The 18920-nt window shown below is 64.5% G+C and carries 15 protein-coding genes; 13 read left to right on the top strand and 2 right to left on the bottom strand.

All coding sequences use genetic code 11. The features are described from left to right. The first annotated feature begins 206 nt into the window (after window positions 1-206). The 11 genes from rplM to ACW4QM_RS07335 all read left to right on the top strand — a co-directional run bounded on the left by rplM (window position 207) and on the right by ACW4QM_RS07335 (window position 13538). Window positions 207-641, top strand: coding sequence for a 50S ribosomal protein L13 (gene rplM / locus ACW4QM_RS07385; protein ID WP_022740957.1), 435 nt, complete (start codon window positions 207-209; stop codon window positions 639-641). Window positions 642-643: 2 nt separating this feature from the next. Then, a complete protein-coding gene (rpsI, locus tag ACW4QM_RS07380; protein WP_022740956.1) occupies window positions 644-1036 on the top strand; it encodes a 30S ribosomal protein S9 in 393 nt (130 codons plus the stop codon). 243 nt (window positions 1037-1279) lie between these two features. Beyond that, on the top strand, window positions 1280-2773 hold the full coding sequence (locus ACW4QM_RS07375; RefSeq protein WP_455798339.1) for a Fic family protein: 1494 nt from the start codon (window positions 1280-1282) through the stop codon (window positions 2771-2773). Window positions 2774-2894: 121 nt separating this feature from the next. Further along, window positions 2895-4556, top strand: a complete 1662-nt coding sequence (locus ACW4QM_RS07370; protein ID WP_157012882.1) for a molybdopterin-dependent oxidoreductase — start codon at window positions 2895-2897, stop codon at window positions 4554-4556. A 9-nt stretch (window positions 4557-4565) separates the two neighbouring features. Continuing rightward, window positions 4566-5375, top strand: coding sequence for a molybdopterin-dependent oxidoreductase (locus tag ACW4QM_RS07365; RefSeq protein ID WP_114540627.1), 810 nt, complete (start codon window positions 4566-4568; stop codon window positions 5373-5375). 6 nt (window positions 5376-5381) lie between these two features. Next, window positions 5382-5672, top strand: a complete 291-nt coding sequence (locus ACW4QM_RS07360) for a molybdopterin-binding protein (RefSeq protein WP_114540628.1) — start codon at window positions 5382-5384, stop codon at window positions 5670-5672. 305 nt (window positions 5673-5977) lie between these two features. Next, window positions 5978-7492, top strand: a complete 1515-nt coding sequence (locus ACW4QM_RS07355) for a rhamnulokinase (RefSeq protein ID WP_114540629.1) — start codon at window positions 5978-5980, stop codon at window positions 7490-7492. Between the two features lie 99 nt (window positions 7493-7591). Next, window positions 7592-8845, top strand: a complete 1254-nt coding sequence (locus ACW4QM_RS07350; RefSeq protein ID WP_452040365.1) for an L-rhamnose isomerase — start codon at window positions 7592-7594, stop codon at window positions 8843-8845. A gap of 9 nt (window positions 8846-8854) precedes the next feature. Further along, the gene (rhaD, locus tag ACW4QM_RS07345; RefSeq protein WP_288219476.1) at window positions 8855-9787 is read left to right on the top strand and encodes a rhamnulose-1-phosphate aldolase; all 933 of its coding nucleotides are present in this window, start codon (window positions 8855-8857) and stop codon (window positions 9785-9787) included. Between the two features lie 26 nt (window positions 9788-9813). After that, window positions 9814-11175: an MFS transporter gene (locus tag ACW4QM_RS07340; RefSeq protein WP_173114570.1), complete on the top strand. Its 1362-nt coding sequence runs from the start codon at window positions 9814-9816 to the stop codon at window positions 11173-11175. A 269-nt stretch (window positions 11176-11444) separates the two neighbouring features. Further along, entirely contained in the window at window positions 11445-13538 is a 2094-nt protein-coding gene (locus ACW4QM_RS07335) for a glutamine synthetase III family protein (RefSeq protein ID WP_455798338.1), read from the top strand. 77 nt (window positions 13539-13615) lie between these two features. On the opposite strand, the gene ACW4QM_RS07330 is transcribed toward ACW4QM_RS07335, so the two are convergent. Both ACW4QM_RS07330 and ACW4QM_RS07325 read right to left on the bottom strand, forming a co-directional pair. Then, complete coding sequence (locus tag ACW4QM_RS07330; protein WP_455798337.1) at window positions 13616-15673, bottom strand: tetratricopeptide repeat protein; 2058 nt, start codon at window positions 15671-15673, stop codon at window positions 13616-13618. A gap of 201 nt (window positions 15674-15874) precedes the next feature. Then, window positions 15875-16651 (bottom strand): response regulator transcription factor, encoded by a 777-nt coding sequence (locus ACW4QM_RS07325; protein ID WP_455798336.1) that lies wholly within the window; start codon window positions 16649-16651, stop codon window positions 15875-15877. 117 nt (window positions 16652-16768) lie between these two features. Here ACW4QM_RS07325 and ACW4QM_RS07320 point away from each other — a divergent pair, with 117 nt between their 5' ends. Beyond that, window positions 16769-17704, top strand: a complete 936-nt coding sequence (locus tag ACW4QM_RS07320) for an ATP-binding cassette domain-containing protein (protein WP_455798335.1) — start codon at window positions 16769-16771, stop codon at window positions 17702-17704. Then, window positions 17697-18836, top strand: coding sequence for a hypothetical protein (locus ACW4QM_RS07315; RefSeq protein WP_455798334.1), 1140 nt, complete (start codon window positions 17697-17699; stop codon window positions 18834-18836). The genes ACW4QM_RS07320 and ACW4QM_RS07315 overlap by 8 nt, the downstream gene beginning before the upstream one ends. The last annotated feature ends 84 nt before the right edge of the window (window positions 18837-18920 follow it).

The following is an 18920-nucleotide window of genomic DNA, read 5'->3' as shown; positions in this document are numbered from 1 at the left end:
TGGGTTCAAGGAAACGCAACCGCCGAGGGTTGTCCAGGCCCGAAGCACCGCGTGTCGGCGTAGGAAACCGACTTCCAAGGATCGTGCACTTTTGAAAACAAACACTCTGGCGGACGGTTCCACCCCGGCTATCGCGGCTGCCACGCCGACGCAGGGGAGGAGGCTTCAGCCGCCCGACAGAACCTGCAATCTATTGGAGGAAAACAGTGAAGACGTATCATGCAAAGCCCGGTGAGGTTGAGCGCGAGTGGGTCATCATCGACGCTGAGGATCAGGTTCTCGGTCGTGTGGCCACCAAGGCTGCTCAGATTCTGAAGGGCAAGCACAAGCCGCAGTACACCCCCCATGTGGACACGGGCGACTTTGTCATCATCATCAATGCTGACAAGATCAAGGTCACCGGTACCAAGGCTGCCACCAAGACCTACTATCGTCACAGCGGGTTCCCGGGTGGGCTCAAGCAGGAGACGTTCACCGAGGCCATGACCAAGCACCCCGAGCGCGTCATCGAGCATGCCGTCAAGGGCATGCTGCCGAAGAACACGCTGGGCCGTGCGATGGGCAAGAAACTGAAGGTGTACGTCGGCGCTGAGCATCCCCATGCCGCTCAGCAGCCCCGCAAGATCGATCTGGAGGGTTAATCATGGCAGATGAGGCTTTGTACTACGGCACCGGCCGCCGCAAGAACGCGGTGGCGCGCGTCCGTCTCGTTCCCGGCACTGGCAAGGTGACCATCAACGGTCGCGACGGCCAGGAGTACTTCGGCCGCGAGGCGCTGTTCAACTACGCGATGACCCCCTTCAAGGTGACCGACACCACCGGCCACTTCGACGTGAAGGCTCGCATCGACGGCGGCGGCGTGTCCGGTCAGGCTGGCGCCCTGCGTCACGGCATCTCCCGCGCTCTGCTGGAGGCCGGCGACTACCGCGCCGAGCTGAAGAAGGCTGGCTACCTCACGCGCGACGCCCGTATGGTGGAGCGCAAGAAGTACGGTCTGAAGAAGGCCCGCAAGCGCCCGCAGTTCTCCAAGCGCTAAGGCGAGGAGTTGCGCATCGTTTATCGGTGCTGCCGCAATACTGCAACCGAAAGCCCGCTGTCCGCAGCGGGCTTTTTTGTGCCCAGATACTTTCGCGATGGGCGGAAAGGCTTCTCGAGGGGGCGCCGAGGGGGTGGTAAAAACTTTCTAGCGCGCGCCCAACCTCTTGAAGTGGGGCGCGTCTTTCTGAGAACATAGCTTCGTTCGGAGGAAAAATGGGAGAGCAAAGGGGAGGGGACAATCGTGGAATCCAAACCGGCATTTCGCTCGGCACCGCTGCTCGATCGGGCTCTGCGCATCGCCTCCCAGCGGGCGCAAACCTACGACAGTTTGGCGGAATCGCTCGGTGTCACTCCCGAGGATGCGGCGCTGTATTGGTTTTCCATCAACAGCTTGCGCCGCGGTCTCGGGCACGATCTGCCGCCGCTTTCGGCTTCGGCCCGCTGTTGGTACGATCCCACTTGGCACCTGGAGGCTCTTCTCGAAACGTTCCAGATCAACGAGGGGCTTGCGTCCCATTACGGGCGCATCTTCTACGATCCGGAAGGCGGCCATCTGGAGCTGAATATGGCGGCCAACGAGGTGGTGTACGCCATCGGCCTCGAGCATCCCGACATCGATGTCGCGCGGCTGCGGCGCGTGTGCGTGCATGCTTGCGAGCCGGAATGCGGCATCGAGCTTCTGGCAGCCAATGCGGGCAAGGTGCTGTTGTCGATAGAGGAATACCGCGACGAGGCGATCACCCCCGCTTTCGTTGAGATGCTCTACGCCAGGCTGGTGGCCGGCATCGAGGCGGTTCCCGAGGACGTTTCCGCTCGAGTCGAGGGACTCGAGCTGCTCTGCTCGTTCATCAATGGGGACACCGGCCCCCTCAAGGGCCAGTGCGGCGACCATCGCCTTATTGTGGCGCTGACGGCTCTGTTCTTCGTGAGCGCATCGGGTATGTTCCCCGTGGGCAATGCCCCGTTCGCCTACCTGCTGTACTTGCTGCTCCTTCATCGCTCGGGCTACCATTTCTCGGCCCATGTCCCCGTTATGCGCTTGCTCTACGGTACCGACAGCGCCCTGTGCACCCAAGAGCGCGGGCGCTACGCCGCCGAGGCGGACGCGCCGACGCTGCCGTTCGAGCCGGGGGATCTGGCCGTGGAATACGACGGCACCTACGATTGGACGTTCGTGTTCGAACGTGCCGTCGAGCTTATTTTGGAAGAGCAGCGCTGGGTGATGACCAAACTCGAGGGCATGAGCCGGCGACGCGATCGGCTGCGCGCCATCATCGACGCCGACGGCTCGATGAACGCCCGCCAGAAGGAAGTGCTGCTCGAGGCGGTGCTGCATAGCAACGCGGAATTCACCTACGACATCCATATGAAGCGCTATGCCATTTCCTATCCGAGCGCCCGCAGCGATTTCGGGCGCCTGATGGATCTGGGCTTTCTCCAACAGAGCGACGATGGCGTGCGGCACTTCTTCTTCGCCAACGACGACTTGCACGAGCGGTGCCGGGCCTATTTGCGCGAGCATTGCGCTGAAGCCTATCTGCATTACTACGACGACGAGGGGCGGCTGCGTCCGGAATTTCGCGCTACCGACGAGGCGTCCGCGCTGTACAACCGCGACATCGGTTTCTACGAGAAGGCGCTGCTCGACAAGATGTACACCGAGCACTACGACTTTCGACGTGCCTCTATCGCCGACAGCGACGGCCTGATACGGCGAAGTCCAACCCGGGATTAAGCGCTGCGGCCGCACACCGGTGCCGGCGCAGCGCCCATTCCAATTCCATCAAGTTTCGAAAGCCCGGAAAGGAGGCGCGAAGCGTCAGGGGAACCTATTTTCCAAAACCTAAGGAGGAGCTATGAGAGAGCAAGCAACGAGAACGGGGCGGCGCTCGCGCAAGGGGATTGCGTGCGCGGCGGTGCTCGCGTGCGTTTTGGGAGCGGGATGCCTGGCCTGGGGCTGCACTCCGGCTGCCGCGCCGAGCGATGGGGCCGACAAGACGGCTGACTCCACGACAACAACCGAGCCGGCACCGGCGACAAGTGACGGCTACAGCGATCAGCTGGCCAGTATCAGCGGGTTCCCCACGGAGGGCCGCTTCGTGGACGGCGTGACCGCCCTGCCCGGTTTCTATAAGAACAGCGAGAAGAACGCCGCCAACGCCGAGGCCAACGAGCCGCTTCGCTACACCGACCGCAACGGGTTCACCGTGCAGCCGGTGCCTTCCGACGATCGCGCGTTCAACATTACGTACCTGAACGCCGAGAACCGCGGCTGCACCTCGTGCCACACGCTTGAGAGCGCCATCATGAGTCTGCCCACCTACCATCGCCTGATCTTCTTCGGCTATCCCACCGAGCAGACCTTCGCGAACTGCATTGCGTGCCATTCCAAGACCTACCAGGGAACGAACTACCTGGGCGAGGCCATCCACAACACCCACATGACGAACGCGATGTTCACGAGCCAGGGTGGCACCTGCTTCTCGTGCCACTACAACGACGTGGAGACGCAGACCCTCGGCCGTTGGGACGACTACAAGTACAACCTCTACCACGGCATCACCGATGTGGCCGCCGAAGAGGTTCAGGTGACGACGAGCTACGACCAGACCACGATCACTCCGGCCGAGAACCGCTTCTTCAAGACGGTGAAGGACGAGCCGTCCGAGTGGCTCGTGGACGACACGCAGGTGGATCCGTCCATCTACGAGAACTGGACCGTCTCCATCGACGGCGACTGCGACAATCCGGTGACCATGACCCTTCCCGAGATGGAAGAGCAGTTCGGTACCGTGAAGCAGGTCATGAAGATGGACTGCACCATCAACGGCGTGGGCCAGGCCACCATCATGCAGAGCGAGGTGGAGGGCATTCCGCTGTCGAAGGTCATCGAGTTCGCGAAGCCCAAGGCCAGTGCGAACATCGTGAGCCCCATCGGCTCGGATGGCTACGACTACGCCCAGATGCCCATCGATTGGGTGGTGGACAACAACGCCATCCTCGTCACAAAGATGGATGGCGAGACGCTGCCGAACACCCAGGGCTACCCCTGCATGGTGTGGGTGTACAACACCTCCGGCGGCAATTTCGTGAAGCGCATCAGCAACCTCACGTTCATGACTCAGCCTGAGGATGCCGCCATGAGTCAGGTGTACCTGGGCGAGTTCGCCGACGACTGCACGGGCGAAGTGTACTCCAAGCCCAACAGCGGCGTGCTGAACTACCCCACCAATGTGGTGCTCACGGGCGACGAGGCCAAACCGGTGCATCTGGAGGGCTTCGCCGACGCGTGGAACGAGCCCATCAAGAAGCTCGAGTTCTCCTTCGACCACGGCGCGACCTGGACGACGCTGGACACGCCGAATAACGATTCCAAGTACTGGACCTACTGGCGCATGGACTTCACGCCGCCCGAGGCCGGGACGTACCTGATGGATATCCGCACGACGAGCATCGCGCCGGACGGCTCCGATCACGTGAGCCAGTACGATACCCAGTTCATGTTCACGGTGGAGTAGGGGGAGACCATGAAAGATTTGAAATCGAAGGGCCGGGCCGCGGCTGGCGCCTTGGCGAGTTTGACGATGATCGCGTCCATGTCGGCGGTGCCGGCCTTGGCGGTGGCGCCGGGCGATGGCGCTGACGGGAATGCAGCCGCCGACCCGCAAGCGGAGGTGGGCGAGAACGCCGCCGTGGCCGGTGCGGTGAAGGTGGCCCGAGCCGAGGGCGTCTTCTCCTACGACCAGGAGGCCGTCACACCCAACGAGACGATCCGCACGATGTTCCAGAAGGCTGTGCGCGTGGTGTGCGGCGCTGGTATTGCGTTTGCTTCGGAGAACCCGCTCGACTGGCAACTGACGGTGTCGGGCGCGGTGAATGACGCCTACACCGCCTCGGTGGGCGATCTTGCCGGCGACGAGTCGGTGCAGCAGAAGATGACGTGCACCTGCGGCGGCAACCCTGCGGGCGGTCGCGCCATCGTTACGGCGAACGTGAAGGGCATTCCGATCGAGTCCATTCTGGAGCGCGCCGGCGTGCAGCCCGGGGCCAACGCGGTGACGTTCGTGTCGGCCGATGGCACCGAGACCATGCTGCCGCTCGGCTACGTGATCGGGCGCCACGGCGTGCTCAGCTACGAGATCAACGAGGAGGCGCTCACCGCCTCGGTGGGCGGGAGCAACCAGCTGTGGATGACCCGCACGCCCGCGAACTACTTCGTGCGCGATGTGGTGGAGATCGTGGTGTCGGCCGAGGACGAGGCGCCGGCCGTGCCCGGCGAGGCCGACGAGCATCCCAACAGCCCGAACGCCGGCGTGCTGACAGGCGCGCAGGAGTAGATCGCGATGATAGCGCCGCTGTCGGTGGAGGTGGGGCGCCCGGTGCGCTTCGAGGGCTACGCCGAGGACTACGGCGTGCCCATTGTAACGGTGCAGTTCTCGTTGGACGACGGCGAGAACTGGACCGACTACGACGTGTCCGCCTCCACGGGCGATCGATGGGTTCACTGGACGTTCGAGTACACCCCCGAGGTGCCGGGAACCTACTGCCTGCTCGTGCGCTCGGTCAACGAGCGTGGCGGGGTAAGCCCGGAGCCGGATACCGCTACCTTTATCGCCTTCGCGCCGGAAGGCTAGGGGCGGCTGTTTGAAGCTGCACGATTGGCTACAAGGGAGGGCATCCGAGCAGGTGTTCTCCCTCGAGGGGCCCGGTTCGTCCGGGCCCCTTTCAATGACGACCCATGAAGTCATTGTTGTTGATTTGTTACAGGCCGCCACCTCTTTGGGCGCGCGCCCTTGCAGAGGGCCCCTTTGCTGGTACACTGTGCGCCGCATTAATGGCTTGTGCGTTTTCCCAGGTAAAAGTTGAGAAATACGCTCATGGTCAGCGGGGTTCGCCCAAAACGGGGGCCCTACTGGCGTGCGAAGATAGGAATGGCGACATGGCGCATTCTGCCCGTGATCTGCGGCGCGACTGCTATGCGGCGGTGGACATCGGAGCCTCCTCGGGCCGCGTGGTGGTGGGCTTTGTGGAAGACGGCCGCATCCATTTGGAAGAGGTGCACCGATTCGACAACCGCCAGGTGCGCCGGGGCGGCCACGATTGCTGGGACATCGACCTGCTCTACGGCGAGCTCGTGCGCGGGCTTGCCCTGTGCAAGGAGGCGGGGTTCGCGCCGAAATCCGTCGGCATCGACACCTGGGGCGTCGATTTCGTCCTGCTGGATGCTGACGACAACCTGGTGGGCGACGCCGTGGCCTATCGCGACGAGCGCACTCAGGGCATGTTCGAGGTGGCCGACGCCATCATGAGCCCCGAAGAGCTCTACCGCCGCACGGGCATCCAGCGCCAGCCCTTCAACACCATCTATCAGTTCCTGGCCCTGCAGCGCGAGAACCCCGAACAGCTGGAAGCGGCTGAGACCTTCCTTATGATCCCCGATTACCTGGGCTTTCTGCTGACCGGCGAGAAGGCCCTCGAGTACACCAACGCCTCTACGACCGGCCTTCTGAACGCCGAGACCGGCGCTTGGGACGAAACGGTGCTGGCCCGCTTCAACATCCCGCGGCGCCTCTTCCGCAACGTCACCATGGCCGGGGCGTGCCTGGGGCCGGTGAAGCCCTCTATCGCCGAGAAGATCGGCTACGACACGTGCGTGGTGCTGCCCGCCACCCACGACACCGGCAGCGCGTTTCTGGCGGTTCCCGCGTGCGATTTGCCCGCGGTGTTCCTCTCCTCGGGCACGTGGAGCCTGCTCGGCGTGGAGAACCGCAGCCCGCTCACCACGGCGGCGGCCTACGGCGAAAACTTCACCAACGAGGGCGGCTACCACTTCCGGTACCGCTTCCTGAAGAACATCATGGGGCTGTGGATGATCCAATCCATTCGCCGCGAACTGAACGGCATCACCTACGTTGTGGACGAGAAGGCCATCCGCAAGGGCCGCCTGCACCAGTACATGCGTGTGGAGGGCCTCGGTCAGGAAGTGGGCTTCGAGGATCTTATCCGCGCCGCTGACGAGGCGGAATGCGCGGGCGTTCAGGCTTCTATTGTGAACGTGAACGACGATCGGTTCCTCTCGCCTGATTCCATGATCGAGGAGATTTTGGAAGCCTGCGAGGAGACGGGCCAGGCGGTGCCGCAGACTTTGGGAGAGCTGATGCTCTGCGTCTACGAGAGCCTGGCGCGCTGCTACCGCGACGCCGTGGAAGGCTTGAGCTCGCTGGCGGGACACGGCTACAAATCCATCAACATCGTCGGGGGCGGCTGCCGCGACGGCCACTTGAACCGCCGCACTGCCGAGGTGTGCGGCCTTCCCGTGTACGCCGGTCCCGTGGAGGGCACCGCGCTCGGCAACCTAGCCGTGCAGATGCTCGCCGACGGGGTGTTCCCGCACCTCAAGGCCGTGCGCGCCGCCATTGCGGAGTCCTTCGACGTGCAGAAGGTGGAACCCTAGCGATTTTTGTGCGCGAACGAGTAGTTTCTTGATACGGCAACGAAAGCAACCATTCGAATCGACCGAACCAACAAGCAGAAGCAACAGAAAGGAAACCCGATGACTACCATGTACGATTTGGCCCGCGAGGAGTACGCCGCCCTCGGCATCGACACCGAGGCGGTGATGGAGAAGCTGGCCGCCAAGCCCATCTCGGTGCACTGCTGGCAGGGCGACGACGTGCTCGGCTTCGATCAGGAAGGGGGCCTCTCCGGCGGCATCCAGACCACGGGCAACTACCCTGGCCGCGCTCGCACCTTCGAGGAGCTGACCTGTGACTTCGAGGCCGCCATGGCCCTCGTGCCCGGCGCCAAGCGCATCAACCTGCACGCCTCCTACGCCGTCTTCACCGACGAGAACCCCTGGGTCGACCGCGACGCCATCGAGTACAAGCACTTCGAGCCCTGGGTCGCGTGGGCGAAGGCGCACGGCTACGGCATCGATTTCAACCCCACCATCTTCGGCCACCCCATGATGAACAACGAGCTGTCGCTGTCCTCGCCTGATGCGGCGACGCGCGACTTCTGGATCCGCCACTGCAAGGCCTGCCGCAAGATCTCCCAGCAGATCGGCGAGGCGCTGGACGACCAGACCCTTTGCAACATCTGGATTCCCGACGGCCTGAAGGACGTGCCCGGCGACCGCTTTGGCCTGCGCGAGCGCCTGCGCGATTCCCTCGACGAGATTTACGCCGTGAAGTACGACCGCGTCATCGACTCTTGCGAATCGAAGGTGTTCGGCATCGGATTGGAATCGATGACCGTGGGTTCCAACGAGTTCTACCTGGCCTACGCCGCCACGCACCCCGGCGTGTACGATCTGCTGGATCTGGGTCACTTCCATCCCACTGAGAACGTGGCTGACAAGCTCTCGGCCCTGCTGCTGTTCTTCGACAAGGTGCCGCTGCACGTGACGCGCCCGGTGCGCTGGGACTCCGACCACGTGGTGCTCTTCGACGACCCCACCAAGGAAGTGGCCATGGAAATCGCCCACATCCCGGGCGCGTGGGAGAAGGTCATCATCGGCCTCGACTTCTTCGACGCCTCCATCAACCGCGTGGGCGCCTGGGCCACGGGCACGCGCGCCATGGAAAAGTCGCTGCTCTACGCGCTGCTGCAGCCGGGCGAGCGCCTGAAGGAGCTGCAGGACACCTACCAGTTCACCGAGAAGATGATGCTGGCCGAGCAGGCGAAGAGCATGCCCTTCGGTGCCGTGTGGGACGAGTACTGCCGCCGCGCCGGCTGCCCGCTCGATGGCGAGCTGTACCCGGCCGTGGCCGCCTACGAGGCCAAGGTCCTGCCCGAGCGCATGTAAGGAGCAATCATGGCATTTTTCGATCAGGCACAGGAGATGCTTTCCCAAGGCATCGACACGGCGCGCGGGGCGGTGTCCGGCGTGGCCATGGAGCAGCTGGGGTTCGTGCGCGGGTTCGTGCGCCTGTGCAACGACGGCTGGGAGCAGGGCTGGCACGAGCGCAACGGCGGCAACCTCAGCTACCGCCTGCGTCCCGAGGATGTGGATACCGCCCGCAAGTTCTTCGACAAGGAGCCGCGTCCTTGGACGCCCCTCGGCGTTGAGGCGCCGACTATGGGCGGTGCGTACTTCCTCGTCACTGGCACCGGCAACTACATGCGCAATGTGGCGTCCGATCCCTCTCGCAACATCGGCATTGTGGAACTGTCCGCCGCCGGCGACGCCTACCGCATCGTGTGGGGCCTCGACGACGGGGGCCGTCCCACGTCCGAGTTCCCGACCCACGTCATGAACCACGCCGTGCGCGCCGCGGCCACCGACGGCACCTGCCGCGTCATCTACCATGCGCACCCCACCAACATCATCGCGCTTTCCTACCTGTTGCCGCTGGACGCGCGCACGTTCACGCGCGTGTTGTGGAAGGCCATGACCGAGTGCGTCGTCGTGTTCCCGGCTGGCGTCGGCGTGGTGCCCTGGATGGTGCCCGGTGGGGCCGACATCGCCCGGGCCACCTCCGAGCAGATGAAGACCTTCGACGCGGTGGTGTGGGCGAGTCACGGCCTGTTCGTCTCCGGCGCCGACTTCGATAGTACCTTCGGGCTTCTGCACACCATCGAGAAGGCCGCCGACATCTACGGGCGCGCCCGCGCCATGAACGGCGGCTCGGGCGAATTCCTGAACACCATCACCGACGAGGGGCTGCGGCAGATCGGCCGCGAGTTCAACGTCAAGATCAACGAGGCCATGCTGGATTTCCCCGCGGCATCGGCGACCGACAACTAAGCAACTAAGAAAGGGTCTGCAAAACTATGGCTCTGTCCCAAGAGAAAAAAGGCACCATCGCCGTATCACTCACCAACTTCCTCGACTCCGGCTGCATCGTGGCCTCGGGTGTGGCGCTGGCGGCCTGGGCGATCGCCTTCAACTTCGACAACGTGTGGGTGTCCATCTTGGGCGCCGTGGGCGCGAATGCCTTCGGCGCGGCGGTGGGCGCGCTCATCGGCGGCTTTCTGGCCGACCGCTTCGGGCGCAAGTTCATCTACACCTACAACCTGCTCGTGTACGCCACGGGCGTGTTCCTCATTATGTGCGCGGTGAACTTGCCCATGCTCTGCGCCGGCATCGTCATTTCCGGCCTGTCCGTGGGCGCCGGCGTACCGTCGTCGTGGAGCTACATCTCCGAGATGTCCTCCTCCACGAGCCGCGCCGCCAACATCGGCATCAGCCAGTTCGCCTGGTCCTGCGGCCCGGCGGTCATCTTCCTCATCGCGCTTCTGTTCTCGTTCATCTTCCCGACCTTCGGGCCGGACGGCGCGCTTCTGCCGGCGGGCACCTACGGGCCCTTCGACGGCCTGTTCGCCATGCGCCTGCTGTTCCTTATCCTGTTCGTGGTGGCGCTCATCGCGTGGAATCTGCAGCGCAAGCTGGAGGAGTCGAAGGACTGGACGGAAAAGCAGGACGCGGCCGCCGGCAAGCGCGACACCTTCATCCAGATGATGGGCCGCGCGCTGACCAACTCGGTGAACGTGAAGTCTATCGTGTTCCTGGTGGCGGTGTACCTGACGTGGAACATCGTGGCCGGCACCATGGGCCAGTTCATGCCCTACATGTACGCGGCGGCCGGGCATTTGGACGACACGACCATCTCGCTTCTACAGGCGGTCATGTGGATCCTCACGGCGGTGGGTTCGCTTGCCATCTTCTCGAAGTTCGGCGACAAGATCCCGCATCGCATCCTGTTCGCGGCCACGGCCGTGATGGCGCTGGCGGCCTGGGTGGTCATGGTGTTCTTCGGCATGCAGCTGGAAGCGGGCACGGCCGATAGCTGGGGCTGGCTTCTGTGGGTGTTCGTGGCGCTGTGGGGCATCTCAGCCGGCTTCTCGGCCCAGTGCTTCTATGCGCTGTGGTCGACGGAGCTGTTCCCGACGCTGTATCGCGGCGGCGTGCAGGGCATCATGTTCTTTTTGGTGCGCGGCGTGCTGGGCATCTGGTCGCTCGTGGCCGTGGCGGGCCTCGGCGTGGAAACCCCTGCGGGCTTCGTGACTGCCGGCATCATCATGTGTGGCTTCCTTCTGGTGTCGCTCGTGGTGGGCGTCATCTGGTGCCCCAACACCCAGGGCCGCACCCTCGACGAGATCACCGAGGAGCGCTACGGGAAACATATCGATTAGCTGCACCCCAGGCACACCGTCGTGTTGCGCCGAATACGCGCTGCCATTTGCCGAGCGCGATCTTAATTCCTCAACGACCCTGCCTCGGCGGGGTCGTTTTGCGTGGGGCGTGAAAACGAACCGCCCCTTTCGTAACGTCGGTTTCGCTTACCAGAAAACTCCTCGAAACAATGCGCCATTAACTTGGAACGTGCCGGGTGCAGCCGTTGCGGTGGCTCCGACGTGGTATCTTATTCCGATCATCGACCCGAGTGAGGAGCGAACCCGTTATGTCGAAAGTGACCGATCTGTACGGCTCCATGGTGTTCAACGAGCATGTGATGCGCGAGCGTCTGCCGAAGACCACCTACAAGCAGCTGATGAAAACCATCAAGGAAGGCGCGCCTCTGAACGAGGACGTGGCCAACGTCGTCGCCCACGCCATGAAAGAGTGGGCCATCGAGAAGGGCGCCACCCACTACACTCACTGGTTCCAGCCGCTGACGGGCATCACTTCCGAGAAGCACGACAGCTTCATCGATCCCACCGATGACGGCTGCGCCATCATGACCTTCTCCGGCAAGGAACTCATCCAGGGCGAGCCCGATGCCTCCAGCTTCCCCTCCGGCGGCCTGCGCGCCACCTTCGAGGCCCGCGGCTACACCGCCTGGGATCCCACCTCCTACGCCTTCATCAAGGACGAGGTGCTCTGCATCCCCACGGCTTTCTGCAGCTACACCGGTGAGGCGCTCGACAAGAAGACGCCGCTTCTGCGCTCCATGAAAGCCATCGAGACCCAGGGCCGCCGCGTGCTCGACCTGTTCGGCGACGACTCGTCCGATCGCGTGACCACGACCCTCGGCGCCGAGCAGGAGTACTTCCTCATCTCCGAGAAGGACTACGAGAAGCGCCTCGACATCATGCTCACGGGCCGCACGCTGTTCGGCTATCCGCCGGTAAAGGGCCAGGAGCTGGAGGAGCACTACTTCGGCGCCATCCGTCCCACGGTGAACGAGTTCATGAAGGAGCTCGACGACGAGCTGTGGGCGCTCGGCATTTCCGCGAAGACCAAGCACAACGAGGTGGCCCCGGCCCAGCACGAGCTGGCGCCCATCTTCGCCGAGACGAACCGCGCGGTGGACGAGAACCTGCTCACCATGGAGAAGATGAAGCTTCTGGCCAGCCACTACGGCCTGGTGTGCCTGCAGCACGAGAAGCCCTTCGAGAGCATCAACGGGTCGGGCAAGCACAACAACTGGTCCATCTCCGCCGGCGGCCGCAACCTGCTCGATCCGGGCGAGAACCCCATGGAGAACCTGCGCTTCCTCGTGTTCCTCACCGGCGTTATTGAGGCGGTCGACGAGTACCAGGAGCTTCTGCGCATGTCGGCGGCGAGCGCCGGCAACGACCACCGTCTCGGTGCCAACGAGGCGCCGCCGGCCATCGTGTCCATGTTCCTCGGCGACGAGCTGGGCGCGATTGTGGAGGCGCTCATCGACGATCACGACTACACCTCGGCCGAGCGCGTATCCATGGACCTCGGCGTGGACGTGCTGCCGAACTTCATCAAGGACAACACCGACCGCAACCGCACGAGCCCCTTTGCCTTCACGGGCAACAAGTTCGAGTTCCGCATGCCCGGCAGCGCCCAGAACCTGTCGGACGTGAACATGGTGCTGAACACGGCCATGGCCAAGTCGCTGAAGGAATTCGCCGATCAGATGGAAGGCAAGACCGGCGAGGAGTTCGAGGCGGCCGCCATCGACTACATCAAGCGCACCCTGCGCGACCACGAGCGCATCATCTTCAACGGCGACGGCTATTCCGAGGAATGGGAGAAGGAGGCCGAGCGCCGCGGTCTGGCGAACCATCGCACCACGGCCGACGCGCTGCCGTGCCTGGTCGACCAGAAGTCCATCGACTTGTTCGGCGAGTTCGGCGTGCTCACCGAGGACGAGGTTCGCTCCCGCTACGAGGTGAAGCTGGAGAAGTACAACAAGATCATGAACATCGAGATCCGCGCCATGAAGCGCTTGGTGCGCCGCGATTATCTGCCGGCCATCAACCGCTACGCCGCCAAGCTCGCCAACGGCATCACGGCCATCAAGAATGTGCTTCCGGAGGGCGACACGTCGTTCATGAAGGACAAGCTGGAGAAGCTCGTGGCCGGCGCCGCCGAGATCAACCGCCAGCTGGAGAAGCTGCATGAGCTGCACTACGCCTCTCTGGAAGTGGAGGATCAGCAGAAGCGCGCGGACATGAACGCCCACGAGATCATCCCCGTGATGGACGCCCTGCGCGCGGCCGTTGACGCCATGGAGATCATCGTCGAGCGCGAAGCCTGGCCGGTGCCCACCTACAACGAGATCCTCTTTTACGCATAGTCGACTTCGCCGGAAATCTTGCCTATAAAGAAAAGGCCCCCTGGAGGGCCTTTTCTTGTGCGTCTTGCTTGGGGCGCTTACACGCCCTGGCGGAGGCTGGCGGCTACGGCGTGGAGGATGTCGTTGCGCTGGGTGCTCGCCACGAGGCTCGCCAAGGGAGCGGCGGCCAGCGGCATGTTGGCGTCGCAGAGCTCGATGAGCGCGCGGCCCACCACTTCCATCACGTCGTCCAGGGGCGCCAAGGGCACGCCGGCCGTGCGCAGGCAGGCCACAGGGTCCCAGTCGCTGCCGGGCACGTTGTTGCCCATCTCGCTCACCAAATCATTGCGCTCGCGCAGGGCGGCCTCGCCCATGGGGCTCGTCTCCGGCACACGCAGGTAGCAGGCCAGCGCCTCGGGCAAACGTCCCGTCTGCCAGTAGGCGAAGGCCAGCCGGTAGTACACATAGGCGATGTCGTTCCCGGTGACGGCCACGCGCAGGGCATCGCGGGCCACGTCGATGATCCGGTCGTAGTGGTCGCCCTCGGCGAAGCAGGTGATGAGGTCGTTGTAGGCCGGGGCGCTTGTGGGGGCCAGCTCGATGCAGGCTCGGGCCTGGGCCTCGGCGGCGTCCAAGTCGCCCATGTCGCGGTAGATGCGCGAGAGCGACGAGCGGGCCGCCTGGCCGATGTCCGAGGCGCGCACGTAACGCACGGTGGGGTCGCTTTCCACGAGGCTCGTCAGATAGCGGGCGAAGACGTTCTCGCAGTACAGAAGGCGGCGCGGCTCGGCGGGCTGGGCGAGGTCGTCCGCTATGACGTCGGTCGTCGCGGCGGCGCTCGTCTCGGCGACGATGTCCTCCAGCTGGGCCACCGCCAGAAGCAGCGAGTCGTCCTTCTCCTCCATGATGGCGCGGTAGCGGGCGGCCAGATCGGCGTTCTGCTCGCTCATAACGTCCAAATCGCTCACGATGTCGGCATGCAGAAGCCCGCGCAGGTTCTCCGGCAAAGGACGGGTGTCCTCGGCCACGGGGGTGAAGGGAACCGACAGCTCCACCGGCAGCGGCTCGACGGGCTGCAAGTTGCCCGCCTCGTCGATGTTGACGGCGAACTGGGCCAGATGCAGCATGTCGAACAGCGCAGCCGGGTCGCATTCGGTGGCCGGCGCGGAGAACTCGCCGCTGCGGATCTTCGCCATGGCGCCCATGGTGAAGGGGATGCGGCCGAACTCCAGCGACATCACGGTCGGGCCCGCGATGGAACCCTCGCGGCCGTTCACGACGACGCGCGTCACCCCGACGGAGGTGCCGAAAGCGGCGGCGGCAATGAGAGCCGCCAGGCGCAGGGCGTAGGCGGCCGCGGCGGCAGGACGCTGGGCGGTGCAATCGGCCCACTGGCCCGCGGTGCTGCTCCAGCGCGACTTCGGGAACACGTCGGGGGTGGGCAGCGACACGCTGGCCACAATAGTACCCGTGTCGGCATCGCAGGCGAAGCGGTACTCCAGGCGGAAGGGGAGCACCATGGCCTCGCAAGCGGCGGCCAGGCGCGTGGAGAGATCCCAGTTGCCGCCGCGGGTGCCCGTGGTGCCGTACTGGGTGTCCAGCTTGTTGTCGCGGTCGGCGGCGGTCAGGTAATCGTTGGCGTCGTTGGCGATGGAGCGCAGCACCTGCCAGTCCAGCTCGCTGCAGGCGCCCTCGGTCGTGGCGCTCACAAAGGCGGTGCCCTCGTCGCCTTCCAAGGCCTTCGAAATGAGGGCCAAACGATCGAGCACGGACTCGATGCGCAGAATGGTGCCCCGGTTGCCGGCTGAAATCGTGCTGTCGTCGAAGATGGACCAGAACAGGCCCGTGGTGTTCAGGCGGCGCAGCTCCACCGGATGCTCCACGGCGATGGCGCGCAGGCTGGGCGCCTCGGCTTCGGAGAGCAGGCGGGCGGCGTAGGCATCGAAGCCCGAAGACGAGGTCGGGTCGGCCGGGTCGGCCATGGACACGCGGAACAGCAGGCCGTCGATGGCGTCGGGCAGCGGGGTGGCGGTGAACTCCGCCAGCGCGTCGCGGGTGGTGCGGCCCGAGGCGGTGGCGCCGGCCGCGTTCTGGGAGCCGCCGTCTTTGGCGGGCTTCTCGGGGTTGTTGCCCTTTTTGCGGAAGAAATCGAACACGGCGGAACCTTTCACCGGAGTAGTTGGATAAGTCTGCCCATTGTCCCACAGTGCGCGGCGTTTCACCGTGTCAACTTGGGAGAAAGTGCCAGACCATCACGGTTTTCAGGGGTTTTCTCGTCCCAATTGACTGAGCAAGGAAATTGTCAATAACAAAGCTGCGTGGGAAGGTCAGGAATAGGGCTCTTCGGCCCACGTCGATCAGGCATTGTGCAGTTTGTAGCCCATGCCCCACACCGTTTGCAGGTAGTTGTCGGTGCCCGTGGGCTTCAGCTTGCGGCGCAGGTTCGACACGTGCACGTTCACCGTGGAGTCCTCCACCGAGTAGGGCTCGCCCCACGCCAGCTCGAATAGCTCCTGCTTGGTGAACACCTTCTGCGGCCGCCCCATGAGTAGCTCTAAAATGTTGAACTCCGTGCGCGTGAGGGCTACCTCCTCGCCGTCGACGCGAAAGACGCGCCCGTCGGGATCCAGCTCCCAGCGGCGGAAGGCGAGCAGCCGCTGGTAGCCGCCCGCGTCTGTGGCACTCGCGCCCGTCCCGGTGTTCGCGCGCTCGGCGCGGTGGCGCCGCTGCACCTCGATGCGGGCCTGCAGCTCGTCTAGGTCGAAGGGCTTGGTCAGGTAGTCGTCGGCGCCGGCTGAAAGCAGCGCGATCTTGTCAGCGGCGGTGATGCGCGCCGAAATGACGATGATAGGCAGCGCGCTGTCGGCGTCGCGGATGGCGCGCACGATCTCCTCGCCGGGGACGCCGGGCAGCATGAGATCGGTAATGACCACATCCGGGCGCTGCTCGCGCAGAAGCATGAGGCCCTCGGTGCCCGAGAAGGCCTGGCGGCAGCGGTAGCCGCGGCGCTCCAGGTGCGCGCAGACCACCTCGTTGATGGAGGGATCGTCCTCGATGATGAGTATGTCGGCAACGGTTTCCACAGGAAGCAGGATAATACGCGCGGATGCGTTGGCGTCGGCATCTTCAAACAATCTTAACGCTTCGCCAGAACTTTCTTTAATTCCCGCGTCCACACTGAAAGTCATTGGAAATGCGGTATAAGCGAGAAAGGACAAAGCGATGGGATGTATGCGAGAAGGGAGACGGCCGTGAATGTCATTGAAGCGCGCGGGCTGACCAAGGTCTACGACGGTCGGGCTGTGGTGCGCGATTTCACCATGACCGTGGCTGCGGGCGACATCTACGGCTTTGTGGGGAAAAACGGCGCTGGCAAATCGACGGTCATGAAGATGATCTGCGGCGACGCCCTTCCGACGGCTGGCGAGGTCGTACTGTTCGAAAGCGATCGAGCTTCGGCGGGGGACGGGGAGCCCGAAGACGGCGGCGTGCGGCGCATCGGCGTGCTGATCGAAGAGCCGGGGCTGCTTTTGAACCTGTCGGCCTACCGGAACCTCATGGCGAAGGCACTCGCCTGGGGCATCGTGGACGGCCCGGCCCGCTGCGAGGAGGTGCTCAGGCTCGTGGGGCTCTCCTCGGTTGGCAACAAGAAGGTGCGCGGGTTCTCGCTTGGCATGAAGCAGCGGCTGGGGCTCGCCATGGCGCTGCTCGGCAGTCCCGATGTGCTGCTGTTAGACGAGCCTTTCAACGGGCTCGACCCCGAGGCGACGCGCGCCATGCGCAACCTCATCGTGCGCGTGAACGAAACCTTGGGCATCACGGTGGTCGTCAGCTCGCATGTGCTCGATCAGCTCGATCGCATGGCCACGCGCTACGGGGTCATCGCCGACGGGCGCATGGTGCGCGAGATGACGGCCGAGGAGGTGGCCGCCGAGTGTCGCAGCAGCCTGCGCGTTCGCACCGAGAGCCCGGCCCGGGCGCTGGCACTTTTGGAAGAGGCGTATCCCGCGCTCGCCTTCAAGGCGGAGCTGGACGGGGCCATTGTTATCACGGGGGACTACGACGATGGTGCTATCAGCCGTCTGCTTGCCGGCGCCGGTGAGGTGGTGCGTGAGTTGTCCCAAGACCACCGCGATCTGGAAGAGTACTTCGTGGAACTGATGGAAGGGGGCGCGCAGTATGTTTAACCTGTTGAAGAGCGATATCTACCGTCTCGTGCACGGCAAAATGCTCTGGGTGGCCGCTATCGTGCTGGTGGCTCTGTCCGCTCTGGCCGCCGGCATGATGCACTGGGTGTCCTCGCCGGAGTTTCTGCGCATGACGGCGACGAGTTTCGAGATGACCGTGAACGTCGGCGACGGGGTGACCGGCGGGGCCGGCGTCCTGGGCGAAGGAGATGCTGCCGCTGCGAATGCATCAGCGGAAGCTGCGGCTGCGGCCGGCGCCTCGGGGCGCGGCCTGTCGCTGGATGAGCTGGACACGCTAGGCGCTGCCGAGGCCGCCGGATCGGCCGAATCCGAAGAGGACAGCGTGCGCGACGATGAGACGGCGAGCGATTCCGCATTCGCCTCGAGCGAGCTGTGGGATCTTGTCGCTGACAATCCCGAGGCGCTCAGCGACGCCGATTTCGAAGGAGTGTCCCGCGACATGCGCACCCTGGCCTCGCCGGCCGATATGCTGGGAGATATGGCGGTGTCGGGAGGGGCGCTGGCCATGGTCGTCTCGCTGGTGACGGCACTCTTTCTTGCCCAGGACTTCTCCATGCGCTTCGCGCGCAACTTGGTGATGGATCGCCGGGGGCGCGTGCGCTACTACGGCGAGAAGCTGGTGCTCGTCGGTCTTCTCGCGGCCTTCTATCTGGCCGTGGCCGCCCTGGCCGGAGCCGCGTCCTTCGCGGCGGCAGGCTTCACCTATGCGGCGGCAAGCCCGTTGGGCGACCTGGCGCTCTTCCTCGGGCTGGCCTGGCTTTTGGCCTTCGCCTACGGGTGCACGACGGCGGTCATCGTGTGGGCGAGCCGCAGCGCCGGGGCCGGGGTGGCCTGGGCGCTCGTGGTCAGCTCCGGCATCGCCGGCTCGCTTCTCGGCCAGGTGCTGCTTCTGCTGGGCCGGGGCGTGCCCTGGATCGGCGCGTTGGAGCCGTGGATGCTCGCCTCCTGCATGCAGAATGTGGGCAATCACGCCTCGACGCTGCTCGCGACGCCTGCTGCCGCCCCGCTGACCATGGCGCCCCTCGCTGTGCAGGTGCTCATCGTGGGCGGTGTCGCAGTTGCCCTCTGCGCCGCGCTGTCGTTCGGCCCGCTGCGCAAGCGCGATTTGTAGGAGACATCTGGTGGAGTGGCGTGACAACGTCTCACTGCATGCTAGTCTCCGTAGGGGGCGACCTCGGTCGCCCCTTGCCACAAC

The sequence above is a fragment of the Adlercreutzia sp. CNCM I-6207 genome (assembly GCF_977072305.1).
Note: the sequence above shows the minus strand (reverse complement) of the source record. Positions and strands in the feature narration are given on the sequence as shown.

Bases quoted from the DNA above. Each gene is read 5' to 3' on its own strand.
- rpsI (WP_022740956.1), top strand. From the start codon at position 644: ATGGCAGATGAGGCTTTGTACTACGGCACCGGCCGCCGCAAGAACGCG.
- ACW4QM_RS07370 (WP_157012882.1), top strand. From the start codon at position 2,895: ATGAGAGAGCAAGCAACGAGAACGGGGCGGCGCTCGCGCAAGGGGATT.
- ACW4QM_RS07365 (WP_114540627.1), top strand. From the start codon at position 4,566: ATGAAAGATTTGAAATCGAAGGGCCGGGCCGCGGCTGGCGCCTTGGCG.
- ACW4QM_RS07360 (WP_114540628.1), top strand. From the start codon at position 5,382: ATGATAGCGCCGCTGTCGGTGGAGGTGGGGCGCCCGGTGCGCTTCGAG.
- ACW4QM_RS07355 (WP_114540629.1), top strand. From the start codon at position 5,978: ATGGCGCATTCTGCCCGTGATCTGCGGCGCGACTGCTATGCGGCGGTG.
- ACW4QM_RS07350 (WP_452040365.1), top strand. From the start codon at position 7,592: ATGACTACCATGTACGATTTGGCCCGCGAGGAGTACGCCGCCCTCGGC.
- rhaD (WP_288219476.1), top strand. From the start codon at position 8,855: ATGGCATTTTTCGATCAGGCACAGGAGATGCTTTCCCAAGGCATCGAC.
- ACW4QM_RS07340 (WP_173114570.1), top strand. From the start codon at position 9,814: ATGGCTCTGTCCCAAGAGAAAAAAGGCACCATCGCCGTATCACTCACC.
- ACW4QM_RS07335 (WP_455798338.1), top strand. From the start codon at position 11,445: ATGTCGAAAGTGACCGATCTGTACGGCTCCATGGTGTTCAACGAGCAT.
- ACW4QM_RS07315 (WP_455798334.1), top strand. From the start codon at position 17,697: ATGTTTAACCTGTTGAAGAGCGATATCTACCGTCTCGTGCACGGCAAA.